The 16,192-nt window shown below is 75.5% G+C and carries 8 protein-coding genes; 1 reads left to right on the forward strand and 7 read right to left on the reverse strand.

The genetic code is table 11. The annotated features are described in order from the left end of the window. Window positions 1–49: 49 nt before the first annotated feature. The 6 genes from HCN08_RS24605 to HCN08_RS24630 all read right to left on the reverse strand — a co-directional run bounded on the left by HCN08_RS24605 (window position 50) and on the right by HCN08_RS24630 (window position 12,194). Window positions 50–2,107: an ATP-binding protein gene (locus HCN08_RS24605; RefSeq protein WP_167985450.1), complete on the reverse strand. Its 2,058-nt coding sequence runs from the start codon at window positions 2,105–2,107 to the stop codon at window positions 50–52. Window positions 2,108–2,169: 62 nt separating this feature from the next. Then, complete coding sequence (locus tag HCN08_RS24610; RefSeq protein ID WP_167985410.1) at window positions 2,170–2,811, reverse strand: DUF4255 domain-containing protein; 642 nt, start codon at window positions 2,809–2,811, stop codon at window positions 2,170–2,172. Then, the gene (locus tag HCN08_RS36280) at window positions 2,808–6,347 is read right to left on the reverse strand and encodes a DUF11 domain-containing protein (RefSeq protein WP_167985411.1); all 3,540 of its coding nucleotides are present in this window, start codon (window positions 6,345–6,347) and stop codon (window positions 2,808–2,810) included. Before HCN08_RS36280 ends, HCN08_RS24610 begins: the two co-directional genes overlap by 4 nt. Window positions 6,348–6,572: 225 nt before the next feature. After that, window positions 6,573–8,924, reverse strand: a complete 2,352-nt coding sequence (locus HCN08_RS24620) for a glycoside hydrolase family 95 protein (protein WP_167985412.1) — start codon at window positions 8,922–8,924, stop codon at window positions 6,573–6,575. An 86-nt stretch (window positions 8,925–9,010) separates the two neighbouring features. After that, the gene (locus HCN08_RS24625) at window positions 9,011–10,753 is read right to left on the reverse strand and encodes a TIGR03767 family metallophosphoesterase (protein WP_167985413.1); all 1,743 of its coding nucleotides are present in this window, start codon (window positions 10,751–10,753) and stop codon (window positions 9,011–9,013) included. A 157-nt stretch (window positions 10,754–10,910) separates the two neighbouring features. Beyond that, a complete protein-coding gene (locus HCN08_RS24630; RefSeq protein WP_167985414.1) occupies window positions 10,911–12,194 on the reverse strand; it encodes a COG1470 family protein in 1,284 nt (427 codons plus the stop codon). Between the two features lie 194 nt (window positions 12,195–12,388). On the opposite strand from HCN08_RS24630, the gene HCN08_RS24635 reads away from it, so the two are divergent. Continuing rightward, a complete protein-coding gene (locus tag HCN08_RS24635) occupies window positions 12,389–13,045 on the forward strand; it encodes a helix-turn-helix transcriptional regulator (RefSeq protein ID WP_167985415.1) in 657 nt (218 codons plus the stop codon). A gap of 71 nt (window positions 13,046–13,116) precedes the next feature. On the opposite strand, the gene HCN08_RS24640 is transcribed toward HCN08_RS24635, so the two are convergent. Then, the gene (locus HCN08_RS24640; RefSeq protein WP_322974657.1) at window positions 13,117–16,095 is read right to left on the reverse strand and encodes a glycoside hydrolase family 3 C-terminal domain-containing protein; all 2,979 of its coding nucleotides are present in this window, start codon (window positions 16,093–16,095) and stop codon (window positions 13,117–13,119) included. Window positions 16,096–16,192 lie beyond the last annotated feature (97 nt).

The following is a 16,192-nucleotide window of genomic DNA, read 5'->3' on the forward strand; positions in this document are numbered from 1 at the left end:
GGCACGCCTGCGTGCCCTTTCGTCCCGCGCCCGGTGCCCTGCCCGCGGGTCACGCCTCGGCGGAGGCGTACGCCATGTACGGCCCGAACTCGTTGGGCAGGCACAGCCGTCCGAGCTTGCGGTACTCGCGTCCCACCGCCGCGACCAGTTCGCGCATGCCGACGCCGTGCCCCGCCTCCGCGGCGAGGTACGCGGCGGTCACGGCGGCCGACCGGATGTCGCCGCCGGCGAGCTCGAACGCCCGCCCGCAGAAGGCGAGATCGAGGTCGTCGGCGCGCGGCACGGCGGGGCCGAGGCAGCGGTCCCACAGGGCGGTGCGCTGTGCGGCCTCCGGCAGCGGGAAGTCCACGACGAGGTCCAGCCGCCGGGTGAACGCCTCGTCCAGGTTGGCCCGCAGGTTGGTGGCGAGCACGGCGAGGCCGTCGAAGGACTCCATGCGCTGGAGCAGGTACGCCGACTCGACGTTGGCGTACCGGTCGTGCGCGTCCTTGACCTCCGAGCGCTTGCCGAAGACCGCGTCGGCCTCGTCGAAGAGCAGCACCGCGTTGACGCCGGCCGCCTCGGTGAAGATGCGCTCCAGGTTCTTCTCCGTCTCGCCCACGTACTTGTCGACGACCGTGGCGAGGTCGACGGTGTAGAGGTCGAGGCCGAGCGCGCCCGCGATGACCTCCGCGGACATCGTCTTGCCGGTGCCGGAGTCGCCGGCGAACAGCGCCATGACGCCCCGGCCGCGCCCGCCGCCCGGCCGCATGTTCCAGTCGCCGAGCACCCGGTCGCGATGCCGTGCCCGGGCGGCGAGTTCACGCAGCCGGGCCATGACCGGCGGCGGCAGCACGAGGTCGTCCCAGCCGACGCCGGGCTCGATCCGCCGGGCCAGCCGCTCCAGGCCCGAGGTGTTCTGCGCGCGGGCGCCGTGCAGCAGGTGCGCGTCGGTGAGGTGCCCGCCGGCCAGCAGCGCCTGCTGGTGCGCGGTCCGCGCGGCCCGCTCCACCTGCTCGGGCGACAGCTGGAAGACCGCCGCGGACTCATGGCGTACGCCGTCCAGTCCGCTGACCCCTTCGGGCGCGGTACGGGCCAGGGCCGCGCGCCACAGGGCCGCGCGGGCGCCGGCGCCGACCCGGCGGGCCTCGGCGAGCAGCGGCGGCCGGTCCGCCCACTCCGGGTCCCATGACGCCCGCCCGGTCAGCAGCACGGGCACGGGCAACGCGGCCAGGGCGCGCAGCAGTTCGGGCCGCCCGGCGAGCGCCTCGACGGGCCCGGCGACGAGCCCGCCGTGCCCGAAGGCCGCCTCCCGGCCGGCTGCCGCGACCGCCGCGGCGGGGTCGGCGCGGCCCGCGAGCCGGGCCAGGTCCAGCCCGTAGGCGGCGAGCCCCGCGGCCCGCAGCGCCTGCGCGCCGAGCGCACGGGCGGCGCCGCCGGGGGCCTCCCGCAGATAGCCGGGCCCGATTCCGGCACGCAGTACATTGCCGAGCCGAACGGCCGGCCCGTCCTCATCCGGCTCCGCCAGCTCCGCCGCGAGGTGCGGGGCGAGGGGTTCGAGGAGGTCGAGCAGCCCCGGGTCCGGGGTGTCGTCGCCGAGCAGATGCGCGCTCACCCGGTCCGGTACCCGCAACGCCCGGCTCAGCAGCGGCCGTTCCGGCTCCTCGACGACGAGCAGGCCGCGGGCGACCAGCGGGGCGGCGGGCGAGAGCCGGGCGCGGGCCCCGGCCGAGGCGGGCGGCACCCCGCACAGGCCGAGCGCGAGCCCGACGGTGGGGCGGCGGCGGGTGACGTCGTCGTTGAGGTAGCCGTACAACTGCTCGTAGCGGCGGTCGAGATCGGGTGCGAGGCACACCAGCAGCAGCTCGGTGTCCAGCGGCAGCAGCCCGAAGTCCCGCTCCAGGGCCCGCAGTCGTACGCCCGGGTCGGCGGCGGCGTCCAGTTCGGCGCGCAGCGCCTGGTCCACCGGGTCGGGCTCGGGGACGGCGGCGGGGTCGTCGAGCAGCCGCAGCACGGCGTCGTCGGAGAGGTAGACCCCGCGGAAGGGGTCGTCCGGCTCCGGGTCGCCGGCCCTGCGCGCGGCCACCGCCCGCCGCACCCGGGCCTCGACGAGCCCGAGCCGGGCCATGAGGTGGGCGAGCCCGGCGTCGCCCCGCGTGAAGGAGCCCGGGCCGTCCTGGGCCGTACCGCTCACCGCTTGTGCCGCCGCGGCGCCCGCGTACCGCCCTCGCCCGCCGCCGGGCCCGGCTCGGCGGCGGGCGCCCGTGTGTCGTCCAGGTGCAGGACCAGGCCCTCCTCGACCGGCGGACCCGCCTCGTACAGCGGGCCGACTGCCACCGGTGCGCTCACGACGAGGTCCAGGGACGGTTTGAGCTCGCCGCCGAGCGCGCTCCACACGTCGGCGAACGCCCGGTCCTCGGGCGGTGGGAGGGCGATGGTGAGCGGCACCGGCAGCCCGGTGGCCGACAGTTCGGGGCCCAACCCCGCAGCGGGCAGCGCTTCATGGCGCAGGAAGCAGTGCAGCAGCGTGGCGAGCAGCCGGTGTTCGTCCTCCGGGCGCTGCGTCCAGGCGCTGATCAGGTAGGACAGCTTGAAGTAGCGCGGCGGCAGCCCTCGGGAGACGACCTCGCCCTCTTCGCCGTAGACGTTCTGCCGGCCGCGCGAGCGGCGCTTGAGGTCCTCGCGGATGTCGTAGAGGTAGAGGTTGACGGTGGGGGCGTTGCGGCGGGCGGCCCAGTCGCGGGTGGGCGCGTCGAAGACGACCTCGACGTCGGGGCTGCCGATCTGCCCGCGGACCAGGTCCCGCAGGGCCTCGTCCACCTCGTGGATCACCGGCGCCACTTGAAGTCGGAGGGCTGCAACACCCCGGGGACGACGAGGTAGTCGGCGTGGACCTCGCCGAAGGCGGGGGTCGCCGCCTGGTCGGTGACGAGCAACTGCCGCGGCCCCAGGGCGTCCTGGACGAGCACCAGCATGGGCGCGGTGAAGGTGCCGTTCGCCGCGGCCCGCACGGGCGCCGAGGCGACCGTCACGCCTTTGTCCCAGCGCAGTTGGAGCCGCGCGCCGGGCGGGAAGTCCCGTCCGAAGGCCTGCGTGACGCCGCCGGGCGGGCCGACTGCGGGCACGAGCTGGACGACGGGCTGCTTGACGGTGAGGGCGGCGGTCGCCGTGTCGTCGGTGGTGTCGCTGTCGCTGCCCGTGGTGCTGAGGTTCGCGGTGACGGTGCCGGTCAGCGCGCCCGGGGTGGCGAGCGTGACGGTGACGGTGGTGCTGGCGCCCGGGTCGAGGTCGGCGACGGGGCAGCCGGCGGCGGTCGCGCAGGCCGAGGCGGCGTCGGGGGTGACGCCGGGCGGCGCGGCGAGCACGAGGGTGAGGCCGGTGGCGCGGGCGTGCCCGGGGTTGCGTACGGTCACCCGGGCGGTGGTGCCGGGGCCGCCGGCGTAGGCGGTCGCGGGCGCGAGCGACAGGCCGACCGCCGGGTCGGCGCTCTGCCGCGCGGGCGGTGTGGTCGGCGGGGTCGTGACGGGCGGCTTCTGCGTCACGGTGAGCGGCGCGGTGGCGGTGTTGTTGCCCGGGTCGGCGTCGGTGGAGGTGGAGCTCACGGTGCCGACGGCGTTGCCGCTCAGGGCGGTTGCGGAGGTCACGACCCGGGTGACGGTCGTGCTCGCGCCGGGCGCGAGCGTCCCGAGGTCGCAACTCACGTCCGGGCAGGCGGGGTTCGCGGTGGTGACGGTGACGCCGGCGGGCAGTGTGACGGTGAGCGCGACGCCGGTGGCGGGGCCGTCGCCGCGGTTGGTGACGGTGTAGGCGACGGTCGCGGGTTCGCCGGTGAGGACCGCGGGTGGGGTGACAGTGACGGTCACCGCGGGGTCGGGCTTGAGCGGGTCGACGACCTCGACGGTGACGGCCGCGGTGTTGTCCTGCTCGTCGCGGTCGGTGAGCCGGCCCGCGCCCTTGCCGGTGACCAGCTGCGTACCGGCGACGGCGGCCCGTACGGTCAGGTGGATGTCCGCGGTCGCGCCGACCGGGACCGTACCGAGGTCGCAGTGCAGGGCGGCGGCGGTGCAGGCGCCCTGCGAGGGGACCGGGTCGCCGACCGCGACGAGGCCCGCGGGGAGCGTCAGTTCGGCCTGGGTCGCGGGCGAGTCGGCGATGCCCTGGTCGGTCAGGTGCAGGGTGATCGTCGTGGTGTCGCCGACGGTGACGGGTGCGGACGGGCCGGCCATGGTCACGGCGAGGTCGGCGCTGGGCTGCCAGGTGGGCTCGGTGTCGTCGTGGTAGAGGTTGTTCGGCAGCACCTCGCCGGTGCCGGTGGCCGGGTCGAGGACGGCGAGCCGCACGCTGCGGCCGTCGCCGACGCCGACTTCGGCGTCCACCGCGATCCGGTCGCCGGTGGGCGACCACGCGGCGTCGTCGGGCCGGTAGAAGGGCGCGTCGTCGGCCGGGAGCGGCGGGGCGGTCGGGCAGCCGCTGGTCTGCGGGACGACGCCGTGGCAGCCGGTGCCGTCGGCGCGGGCCAGCAGGATGATGCTGTCGTCGTAGCCGTCGGAGACGGCAAGCCGGGGCTGCACGGGGCCGTCCGGCGTCCCTTCCGCCGCGCGGACGCGGACGACCGGCCCCGAGTCGCTGGGCGAAGGCGACGGTGACGGGGAGGGCGACTGCGAGGACGGCGACGGGGACGGGGACGGGGACGGCGAGTCGGAGGTCGGCGGGGTCGCGTCGCCGCGCCGGGTGAAGGCGAGCGCGCCGTCGCCGGGCCGGTAGGCCGGACGGGCGTCCTGCACCTGGCAGTTGGTGCCGCCGCAGGTCGCCTTGGTGACGTCGTAGGGCCCGCTGCCGTCCGCCGCGTCCACGGTCACGATGTGCCGGGTCTCCGTGCCGGGGGTGATCAGCGGCGCCGCGGCGCCGGGTCCCGCCGCGATGCCGAGGTGCTGGCAGGCGCGGTAGCGGGACAGCGCGATCCGCCGGCCGTCCGGGGACCACGCCGGGTCGCGGTCGTCGGTGGTGCAGGCGTACGCGCCCGCGTCCGGCGGCGGGTAGGGCACGGTGTAGAGCAGCCGGGCCTGCGCGGGCCCGCCGGTGACGTCGAAGACGGAGACCGCCGCGTCGTCGCTGCCGCCCTCGGTGCCGGCGTCGCCCCAGTGCGAGACGGCGAGTTCCGTGCCGTCCGGCGACCAGGCGGCCCGCCCGTAGTTCTCCGTCTCGTCGAAGCCGGTGCGGACGGCGACGGCATCGGCGAGGTGGTCGGCGGGGCCGACCATGACGGAGGCCGGGTCGGGTTTCCCGCCGGTGCCGTGCTGGACGGTGGTGAAGGCGAGTCGGGTGCCGTCCGGGGAGTAGGCGGGCTCGTCCAGGTCGTATTCGGCGCCGAGCGTCGGCCGAAGCAGCAGGCGGTTCAGGGGTTTTGCCGCGTCGACGCCCTCGATCGCGGTGGTCTCGGGGTCCTCCCGGCCGAGCAGGACGGCGGGTCCGCCGCCGGTGGGCGTGTAGTAGGTGAGGTCGTCGATCGCGTAGCCGTCGTCGAGGTCGTCGGGCAGCAGGCGGGTGGGGTCGCAGCTGCTGCCGCAGCCGCCGGCCGGCTGCACGAGGTAGGCGTGCCCGGACAGGAACGCCAACGTGCGCCCGTCCGGGGCCCATGCGACGTCCCGGGAGGCGGACGCGTACTCGCCCTTGGCGATCAGCTTCTGCTCGCCGCCGTTCGCGGGCGTGAGCGCCAGGCGCTGCGTGTAGTCGGTGTCGTCGACGACGACGTAGGCGACGCGGTCGCCGTCCGGCTCCCAGGCCGGGGTGAACGCCTCGGTGCCGGGGGGCGAGAGGGCCAGCGGATGGCCGTCGCCGGCGACCGGTGCGACGTAGACGGTGCCGTCGTCGACGTAGGCGAGCCGGGTGCCGTCGGGCGACCAGTCGGGCGAACTGCCGTGCGCAGCCACCTGCGTGAGGCCGGTGCCGTCGGTGTGCACCGTCCACAGCGAGACGTTGGCGGTGTCGACGTTCTGGCTGGTGCAACTGCCGCCCCCGTAGCGGTCCTCGAACGATCCGAAGACGATCGTCTGCTTGTCCGGGGAGAGTTTCGGGGTGGTGATGCGCCAGCCGGGGCGCAGCAGCACGGTCTGCACCGGGCCTTCGCTGGTGCGCCGGTAGATGCCCTCGCCCTCGCCGCCGCGGTCGCTGACGAACACGACGTCGTCGCCGCGCGCCGCCGGTTCGCAGTCGTCGCCGGCGAGGCCCTGCGGCAGGTAGGGGCTCAACGACCGTGTGCCGGCGACCTGGAGGCTGTGGCGCGGCCCGTAGCCGACGTACGCCAGGCGTCCCGGGTCGGCGCCCGCGGACACCGGGTCGGCCGACGCGGTCCGCGATGTGCCGGTCACTGCCACGGCCACGACAAGGGAGGCGACCAGTCCGGCGACCGGCACCAGTGCCGCCCACCGCGGCGTCCTGACTCTCCGCACCGCCCACCCGTCCCCGGTCCCGGCCTGCCCGCCACCTGACCCTGCACGCCAACCCTGGCGCTCCGCCCGCCCGTCCACCACCCACAGCCGGGGCAGCGCTGCGGGTATCCGGCGGTGCCCCAACGGGCAGCGTCCGCACGGGGGTTACGGCAGCAGGTGGTGGGGCTCGCCCGGCCGCAGGGTGATCTCCCGCCGGCCGGTGGGCCATTGGACGGTGCGGGACAGCGGGTGGCCGGTGCGCAGGACGGCCTCGCGGAGGGTGCCGGCCGACCAGGTGAGGCGCTCGACGGTGAGGCCGCCGCGGGCGCGCAGCCCGGTGACCTCGCCGGCGGGCCACGCCGGGGGCAGCGCGGGCAGCAGGTCGAGGATGCCGGGGCGGTGGGACTGGAGCAGCATCTCGGCGACGGCCGCCGTCGCGCCGAGGTTGCCGTCGATCTGGAAGGGCGGGTGGGCGCACAGCAGCGAGGGGTAGACGCCGCCGCCCTCGGTGTCGGTGGTGACGGGGCGCAGCATGAGGCCGAGCAGGCGGTGAGCGGCGGGGCCGTCGCCGAGCCGGGCCCACAGGGCGGCCTTCCACGCGGTGGACCAGCCGGTGCCCTCGTCGCCGCGCAGCTCCAGGCTGCGGCGGGCGGCGGCGCGCAGCCTCGGGCCGGTGAGGCTCGCGCCGGGGAACAGGCCGACCAGGTGGGACAGATGGCGGTGCCGGGGCTCGGACTCCTCGCGCGCGGTGTGCCATTCGAGCAGTTCGCCGCGGGGCCCGACGCCGAGCGGGCGCAGCCGCGGGAGCGTGGCGGCGATGGCGTCGAGCAGCGCGGGGTCGGCGGCGGGGCCGGCTTCGTCGGCGGACTCCTGGAGGAAGGTGAGCAGTTCGCGGACGAGGGTGAGGTCCATGGCGGTGGACCGGTCGACGGAGGCGGGGCCGTCGGGGGTGCGGAAGCGGTTCTCCGGGGAGGTCGCGGGGGCGGTGACGAGCCGGCGCTGCGGGTCGTCGGGGTCCTCGTGGAGCAGGCCGAGCAGGAAGCGGGCGGCGCCGGCGGCGACGGGCCAGGCGCGGGTCCGCAGGAAGCGGCGGTCGCGGCCGTAGCGCCAGTGCTCGGCGAGGTGGAGGCTGAGCCAGGCGCCGCCGAGCGGCCAACTGGCCCACATCGGGTCGTCGTTGCCGTCGCCGACCGGCCAGGTGGCGCGCCACAGGTCGGTGTTGTGGTGCACGGTCCAGCCCGCCGCCCCGTACAGGTCGCGGGCCACGCCCCGGCCGGCGTCGGCGAGGTCCGCGACGAGGTCGGTGAGCGGCAGGTGGCACTCGGGCAGCGCGGTGGACTCCGCGGGCCAGTAGTTCATCTCGGTGTTGATGTTGACGGTGTAGTCGCAGTGCCAGGGCGGGGTGACGGAGTCGTTCCACAGGCCCTGGAGGTGGCCGGCCTGGGTGCCGGGGCGGGACGAGGCGAGCAGCAGGTAGCGGCCGAAGTCGAAGAGCAGCACGGCGAGTTGCTCGTCGCGCGGACCGGCGCCGTAGGAGCTGCGCAGCCGTGCGTCCAGGGGCGCGGGGTGGTGCGCGCGCTCCGGTCGCGGTGCGGCTGCCGCGCCGGGCCGGTGCTGCTCGCCCAGCCGGAGGCGTACCCGCCGCATCGCCGCCCGGTGCTCGTGCACGTGCGCCGCGTGCAGCTCGTGCCACGGGGTGCGGCCGGCGGCGTCCAGGGACCGTACGGCCTGCTCCAGGCAGTGCTCCGGGTCGGTCAGCGGCGGGCGGTTCCAGGCGGTGAAGCCGGTGCGGACGTCGACGAGGATCACGCACTGCGTGAAGCCGCGCGCCCGCAGCCGGTCGCCCTCGGCCTCGACGCGGCCGGTGTCGCAGTGGACGCGGGCCAGGGCCGCCGCGGCCATCGCGGTGCCGCCGTGCTCGACGACCGGGCGGCGCTGTGCGTCGTCGCCGACGTGCGAGGGGGCGTGCAGCAGCAGCGCGAGGCCGCCGGTGCCCACCGGCCGTACGGTGTGGCGCAGTTGGGGGGTGCGGAAGCCGATCCCGAGGTCGGCGCGGGCGGGTTCGCGGGGGCGCAGCCGGATCACCAGGACGCCGGACGCGGTGTCGGCGAAGACGTCCTGCGCGTAGCCGTCCGTGACGTGCCGGGCGACGCCGGAGGCCAACTCCAGCTCGCGGAAGCGCTCCTCGCCGCCGCCGGCGGCCGTCAGCACGAGGTCGCCGACCGGCTGGTACGCCTCCGCGCCGCGCCCCTGTGCGGCCTTCAGCCGCTCGCCCGCGGCCACATGGCGCCCGGCCCGCAGATCGGCCCGTACGGCGTCGAGCAGGCCCGCGGGGACGGCCGGCGTCGCGGCCGGGGGCGGCCCGGACCAGAAGGTGTCCTCGTTGAGGGACAGCCGCTGCTCGGCGAGCGGGCCCCAGATCATCGCGCCCAGCCGCCCGTTGCCGACGGGGATGCCGTCGGTCCAGCGGCCGGCGGGCCGGTCGTACCAGTACGGCGAGGTCGGCTCAGGTTCCACCCGCACAGCGCAACACCTGCTCTTGTTCCGGCTCCCCAGCCGGGCGCGAGCCTACCGCGCCCGGCCGGGTCGCCGCGGCGGGCCGGTCAGGCGCCCGGACGGGCCAGCAACAGCTCGGTGTTGTGGTCGGCGGCGGCGCCGAACTTGGCAGCGGGCGTCGCGTAGGGGTCGTTGAGGGACAGCTCGCGGTAGAGGGCGGCCAGGCCCTGCTCGGAGGTGTCGCCGAAGTCGGTGGCGTAGGGGGCGGCGGACTCGATGAGGGTGGTGAACAGCGAGAGCGTCCCGTCGCCGTTGTCGGCGACCTCGATGACCCGGGCGTGCTGCGGGAAGTCCACGTGCGAGGCGGTGTTGATCTCCCAGAAGGACCGCTCGGCGACGGCGTGCGCGTGCGGGGTGATCTGGTTGGCGTGGGTGTGGCCGTTGACCCAGCCCAGCACGTTCGGGTAGCGCTGCAGCAGGCTGACCAGCTCCGCGCCGGTGTGCCGGGCCTCGAAGAGGTTGTACGGGTCGGGCAGCGTGTTGCCCATGGTGGTGCTGGTGTGGTGGCTGAAGACCAGCACGTACTGGTCCTGGGAGCCGCGCCGTACGACGTTGCCGTTGGTGTCGTACCAGTGCGTGCTGTAGCTCTGGAGCACCGACTCCAGCCACTTCAGCTGGGCGGTGCCGATCGAGCCGTCCGCCCAGCCGGCCCGGTTGGTGGTGTCGAGGCTGATGCCGAGGACGCCCTCGGCGACCGGGAAGGTGTAGTAGAGCTTGCCGCTGTCGGCGGCGGCCTGCGTGAAGCCGTGGCCGTACGGACCGGGGCCGGTGACCGCGGAGCTGAGGTGCGCGGCGGCGAACTGCTTGGGCGTGAAGGGCGCGCGGCGGGCGTCGGGGGTGATGTGGCGTACGGGGCCGCCGGAGGTGAGGAGTTGGGCGAGCAGCAGGACGGCGCTCGCCGGGTCGTGCTGGATGGCGTCGGCGAGTTTCGCGGCGGTCGCGGAGTCGACGCCCTCGATCTTGCTGCCGCCGGTGTAGAGGGAGTTCAGCAGGCCGAGGTCGGGCAGGGTGCCCTCGATGCTGTCGTCGTGGTTGCCGACGGTGGTGTACCACGGGGTGTGCAGGCCGGTCGCGGTGAAGGGCCGCCCGGCGGCCGACAGGAAGCCGGGGACCTGCGGGAAGCCGGCTGCCTTGTAGTTGTCCTGGAAGGACGACTCGGGGTTCCAGTAGCTCGCCGAGCCGGAGTTCTGCACGCCCTCGTAGCGGCTGGTGTCACCGGTGTTGGGTGTGAGGGCGCCGCCGCTCATCACCGTGAGGTACCAGTCGAGTTCGACGAGCTCGTGGTTGTCGGTGTTGTCGCCGGTGGCCATGACGAGCGAGAACGGGGCGCCGGTGAAGGGGCCGCCGGGCAGCGAGTTGACCCGGTCGACGAGCGAGGCGGCGCCGCGTACGGTCAGCGCCTCGTGCGGGCGGTGCGCGGAGTCGATGTACTGGGCGAGGTATTCGAAGCGTACGGGCGACTCGGTGTCGGCCAGGTGCAGGTCGGTGAACTGCACGAAGGACGCGAGCGCGGTGCGCCGGTCGTCGCGCCCGGCGCCGGCCTTGGCCAGCTCGGTGCGCACCACGAGCGGCCACCCGGGCCCGGACTGCAGCCGCAGGTACGGCCCCGTCCCGCTCGCCGTCGCGACCTGCTCCAGCGTCGTCCCCGCCACCCGCACGGCCCGCGCGGCGCTCGTCCCGAGCGCCCGGTCCACCTCCGCGGCCGACGCCCGCGGGCTCCCCGCGAGCCCGACCCCTGCGGCCACGGCGGCGGCTCCGGCGACGAACTGCCGCCTGCTGTAAGAGGGCATGCCGATCTCTCCTGACGCGGTCGTCATCGTCCCGCCGGCCCCGTTGCCTACCGGCTGGTAATGGTCAGTGCGTCAGCATCATGCCCCCCGATGGCCGTGGCGTGAACATGCCCCGTCCGCCGAACATCGCCCGGGCCTACTCCGGTCCGCCCCCGCGCTACTCCAGCGTCCCGCTGATCAGGGCCGCCGAGGCGCACTGGGTCGCGGCGCCGGAACCGGGCGGGGTGCCGGGGGTGCGGCAGGTCAGGGTGATGGTGACCTTGTCGCCCTCGGGGACGAGGATCGCGGAGGCCCAGTGGAAGTCCTGCTCGCGGAAGTTCTCCAGGGCCGGGGACAGCAGGGTCTTGCCGCCCACGGCGATGGTGACGGTGCCGGAGTCGCCCTGGGGGTTCTCCAGGACGAGGTCGGTCAGGCGGAGGGTCTTGCCCGGGGGGACCGGGTAGTTGGCGGTGCCGTCGGAGCCGGCGGCGGCGGAGGCGGCCAGGCGGGTGGAGAAGAGCAGGGCGTTGGGCGGGGCCTCGGGGCCCTCGCCGGGCTTCATCGGGGAGGGCGTCGCGCCGACGGACTTGGCCGCCTGCTCCGCGCCGTTCGCCGCGTTCTTCGCGTCGTCCGCCTTCTGGTTGGCGCTCGCCGCCTGCGAAGCGGCCGTCGCCACCGGGTCCTTGACGGCCTCCTTCGCCGCGGTGCGCACCGCGGGCTTGAGCAGCCCGTACCAGATCGCGACCAGGGCCAGCGCGATCGCCACCAGCGCGGCCACCGCACGCAGCAGCGTGCTGCCGATCACCGGCTGCTGCACGAACGTGCCGTCCAGCACCACCGGTTCGACGACCGCCTGCTGCGAGGCCGGCGTCGCCGTCAGCTGGAAGGCGTGCGGGACGGCGACCCCGCGCCACAGCCGCTTCTTCGCCCGTACCGGCACCTGCACGAAGGCCGCCCGGCCCGGTTCCACCGTCACCGGCGCCTTGGGCAGCCCGAAGGCCAGCGCCTGCGAGCGGTCGGTGCCGCGCAGGCCCACCGTCAGCGGGTGGTTGCCGCGGTTGTCGACCGCGACCTGGTAGCGCGCCCGCCCGCGCGACTGCGCCATCTGCGGCGACAGCTCCGCCGTGACCTCCGCGTACGGCAGGATCCGCAGCGTGCCCTCCGGCACCGTCGCGAACTCCGCCAGCTCCTGCGGCAGCACCCTGACGGCCAGCGGCAGTTCACCGGGCGGTACGGTGGAGTCGCGCGGCGGGCTCACGACGACGGTGACCTGCCCGGCGGTGCCGGGGTTGAGGGACAGCGACGGCGGCTCCACCACCGTCCACGCGGCGGGCGCGCCCAGCACCTCGAAGGTGTAGGCCTCCACGATGGAGCTGCTGTTGCGCACGTCGAGGACGACTCTGGCCTGCTCCCCCGGGAGCACCGGTACGGAGGCCGCGTCCAGATGAGCGGAAGTCGTCATGGCAGGACCGTAGAGACCGCGCCCACCGGTGACCGGCACCGTGCGGACACCCCCGAGGGCAGGCTGCGCTGCCCGTTGAGTCCATGTGAAGTGCCCGCTGACTGCACGGGTGTTCACTGGTCGCGCGATCCGTGACGCGAAGGGGCGTTCCGGATGCCCGGCTTGACCGGCCGGCGGGGCAAGGGGGAAACACCATGCAATTCCAGGGGGGCAGCGGAGCCGTGCGCATTCCCGTACGGCTGACCGCGCAGGACCCGATCACCCAGGCGGGGCTGGCCGGCCAGCTCAGGACCCGCCACGAACTGCGACTGCTGGCCGAAGGGGAGGACGGGGAGAGCGTCGACGGTGTGGTGTCCGTCTTCGCGGCCGACCGGGTCGCGGAGAGCGAACTGCAGGTGCTGCGGCGCCTCCAGCGCGGCGGCGAGGGCCGAACGGTGCTGGTGGCGACGGAGTTGGACGACAGCGGGCTCGTCGCCGCGGTGGAGTGCGGTGTCGTCGGTGTCGTGCGGCGCGCCGACGCCTCGGCGCAGCGGCTCGCCGACACGATCACGGCGGTCGCGCGCGGCGAGGGCAGTGTGCCGGCCGACCTGCTGGGCCGGCTGCTGGACCAGGTCGGCCGGCTCCAGCGGCAGGTCCTCGACCCGCGCGGCCTGGCCTTCACGGGCCTGTCCGCCCGGGAGGTGGACGTGCTGCGGCTGGTCGCGGACGGCAAGGACACCGCGGAGATCGCCCGCACGCTGTCCTTCTCGGAGCGGACGGTGAAGAACATCCTGCACGACGTGACGACCCGCCTCCAACTGCGCAACCGCTCGCACGCGGTGGCGTATGCGATGCGGATGGGGTTCATCTAGCCGCGGATTCACCTCTGCACATGTGACGGTCGCGGGCGGCGCCCCCACCAGGCACCGCCCGCGGCCGGGTCCTATTTCCCGGACGTGCCCGGGCCCTCGAACGTGAAGGCCCGCAGCCGCAGTTCGCCCCGCAGGGTGAGCCGAACGTCGTGGACCGCGCCGGGCAGGGCGGGCAGCGGCACGCTGCGGGACGTCCAGCGGTAACGGCCGCCCGTCGAGGGGACGTCCAGCCGCGCCACCGGCTCGCCGGCGACGGCCACCTCGATCGCCGCCTCGCCCGCCGCCGTACGGGACACCTCCGCGGTGAACGCCCGTGCGCCCGCGAGGTCGAGGCAGCGGTAGAGCAGGACGCCCTCCGCGCCGGGTGCCGGGGCCACCGCGTCGCCCGCGGAGCGCGTGGCGTCGACCAGCTCCGCGCCCGCCCAGTCGTCGAAGTCCGCCGCGCCCAGCCGGCGGCCGACCGCCCGCCGCGGGGCGGGTGCCGGGCCGGTGACCGCCAGCGGTGCGCCCAGCGGCAGGTCCGCCGCCGACCGGCCGGCCAGCACCTCGTAGCCGCCGGGCTCGACGGCGAATGCCCCTTCGCGCACCGACCAGTGCGCCAGCGCCTCGCCGGCCCGCAGCGTGAAGGCCAGCTCCGCGGACTCCCCGGGCGCGAGCCGCACCTTGCGGTAGCCGGCCAGCCGCAGCAGCGGCGCCTCGTACGTGGCCGCGGCGACCGCCCGTACGTACAGCTGCACGGTCTCCGTGCCGTACCGCTCGCCGCAGTTGGCGACGGTCACGGTCGCGGTGAAGGTGCCGTCCTGCGTCACATCCCGCTCCGACAGGGCGAGTTCGGAGAGCGTGAAGCGCGTGTAGGACAGGCCGTGGCCGAACGCGTAGAGCGGGGCGGGCCGGTGGTATTGGTACGTCCAGCCCGCCTTGACGATGTCGTAGTCGAGCCGGCCGGGCAGCGGGTCGTCCGCGCGGTACCAGGTCTGCGGGAGCCGCCCGGCGGGGTCCGCGGCGCCGAGCAGGACCGCGGCGAGCGCGGCGCCGGTCTCCTGGCCGCCGTGCGAGGTCCACACGACCGCGGGCGCGTGCTCGTCGGCCCAGTCCACGGCGTAGGGGTAGCTGCTCATCACGACCAGCACCGTCTCGGGCCGGGTGGCGACGACCTCGCGCAGCAGCCGCTCGTGCCCGGGGGCGAGCCGGGTGTGCGCGCGGTCCTGCGTCTCACGGCCGTTGATGTGCGGGTCGTTGCCGACGACCAGCACGACCGCGTCCGCGCGCGAGGCCGCCGCGACGGCCTGCGCGATCCCGTCCCGGACGACGCCGAGCGTGAACTTCTCGGCGCCGGACACGTTTTCGGCCGTGACGGACACCGCCCCGGTCGCCGCGTCCACCACCGCGTAGCGGCCCCCGTGCACCGCCCGCAGCGCGAACTCGCCCTCCCCGCCGTGCGGTTCGAGGCGGAAGGTCTCGTGCACGTCCCAGCCGGCGGGCTGGACGCGGTCGGCGGCGAGCGAGGCGTCCTCGTCGACGAGCCCGGCGTAGCGCCCGGTGCGCACATTGCGCAGGGTGAGTACGCCGAGGTCCCAGTCGAAGAGGTCGAACTGCGCGGCGGGGTCGTCCTGTTCGACGCCGGCAACAGCAGCGAGCCGCGCCTCGTCCCCGGCGACCGCGAGCAGGCCGCCGGTCGAGCCGGCCCGCAGCGTGACGCGGTCCACGCCCTCGACGACCTCTGTCGTCCCTCCCGCCGCCGCGACCGCCGCGCCCAATCCGTCGGCGACGGTGACCCGGTAGGGCATGGTGCCGCTGTACCAGTCCTCGAAGAGCGTGTCCGCGAGCGGCCCGACGACCGCGATCCGCCGCCCGGCCGCGTCCAGCGGCAGCAACGGGCCCGCAGCGGAGCCCGGCGCGTTCCTGAGCAGCACGATCGACTCCGTCGCCGCCCGCAGCGCCAGCGCCCGGTGCTCCGCCGAGCCGACGACCTCCCACGGCGTGCCCGCGTACGGCCCGCCGTCCGGGTCGAACTCGCCGAGCCGGCAGCGGATCGCCAACTGCCGCCGCACCGCCCGGTCCACGTCGGCCGCGGTGAGCAGCCCGCGCTCCACCGCCTGCGTGACGCGCCCGACCGTGACCGACGGATCCTCCCCGTGGTCGGTGAAGGAGTCGATCCCGGCGAGCAGCGCCGCCGCGTGCGCGACGGCGTGGTCGTCGAAGTAGTGCTCGTCGTCGACCAGGTTGGACGGCGCCTCGGCGTCGCTCACCACGAACAGCTCGTGCCCGGCCGGCCCGGCCCAGCGCCGCAGCTCGCTCTCCAGCAGCGGACTGACGTGGCAGGGACGGCCGTTGACGAGGTTGTACGCCGCCATGACGCCGGTCGCCGAGCCCTGCTCGACCGCGTACCGGAAGGCCGCCAGGTCGTACTCGTGCAGCACCCGCGGCCGTACGCCGGAGGAGGTCGTGGTGCGGCCGTCCTCGTTGTTGTAGGCGAGGAAGTGCTTGAGGATCGGCGCGGTACGCAGCCGCTCCGGGTCGTCGCCCGCCAGGCCGCGGCAATATGCGTGGCCGAGCCGCGCCGAGAGCAGCGGATCCTCCGCGTAGCCCTCCTCGTTGCGGCCCCACCGCGGGTCGCGCAGCAAATTCACCACCGGCGCCCACGCCTGGAGGCTGATCCGGCCGGCGCCGACCGCGGGCGCCTTGTGGTGGTGGAAGGCCCGCAGTTCGGTGCCGGTGGCGGCGGCGACCGCGTGCACCAGCTCCTCGTCCCAGGTGGCGCCGAGCCCGACGGCCTGCGGGAAGACCGTCGCGGCGCCGAGCCAGGCGACGCCGTGCAGCGCCTCGGTGCCGGTGCGGAAGGGCGCGATGCCCAGCCGCGGGACGGCGGGCCCGTATTGGTGCAGCATCGCGATCCGCTCCTGGAGCGTGAGCCGCCCGAGCAGGTCGTCGACGCGCTCCCGCAGCGGCACCGCCGGGTCGCGGAAGGGCAGGTGCCGCACGGCGGGGTCCACCGGCGGGTCCTCGGGTGGGTCCGCGGGCAGCTCGGCGGGCACGGAGACGGTACTCACAGCGGAAAACCCCTTGCGAAGTGCGGCATTGACGGGCCGGCGCCGGACGCGGGACACGCACCGGGAGGTGAAACGCTTCGACGCTGACATGCCGCTC

This window comes from Actinacidiphila epipremni (assembly GCF_012034175.1).
Taxonomy (GTDB): domain Bacteria; phylum Actinomycetota; class Actinomycetes; order Streptomycetales; family Streptomycetaceae; genus Actinacidiphila; species Actinacidiphila epipremni.

Coding starts and splice junctions, on each gene's coding strand:
- HCN08_RS24605 (WP_167985450.1), bottom strand. CDS start 2,107: ATGGCCCGGCTCGGGCTCGTCGAGGCCCGGGTGCGGCGGGCGGTGGCC.
- HCN08_RS24625 (WP_167985413.1), bottom strand. CDS start 10,753: ATGCCCTCTTACAGCAGGCGGCAGTTCGTCGCCGGAGCCGCCGCCGTG.
- HCN08_RS24630 (WP_167985414.1), bottom strand. CDS start 12,194: ATGACGACTTCCGCTCATCTGGACGCGGCCTCCGTACCGGTGCTCCCG.
- HCN08_RS24635 (WP_167985415.1), top strand. CDS start 12,389: ATGCAATTCCAGGGGGGCAGCGGAGCCGTGCGCATTCCCGTACGGCTG.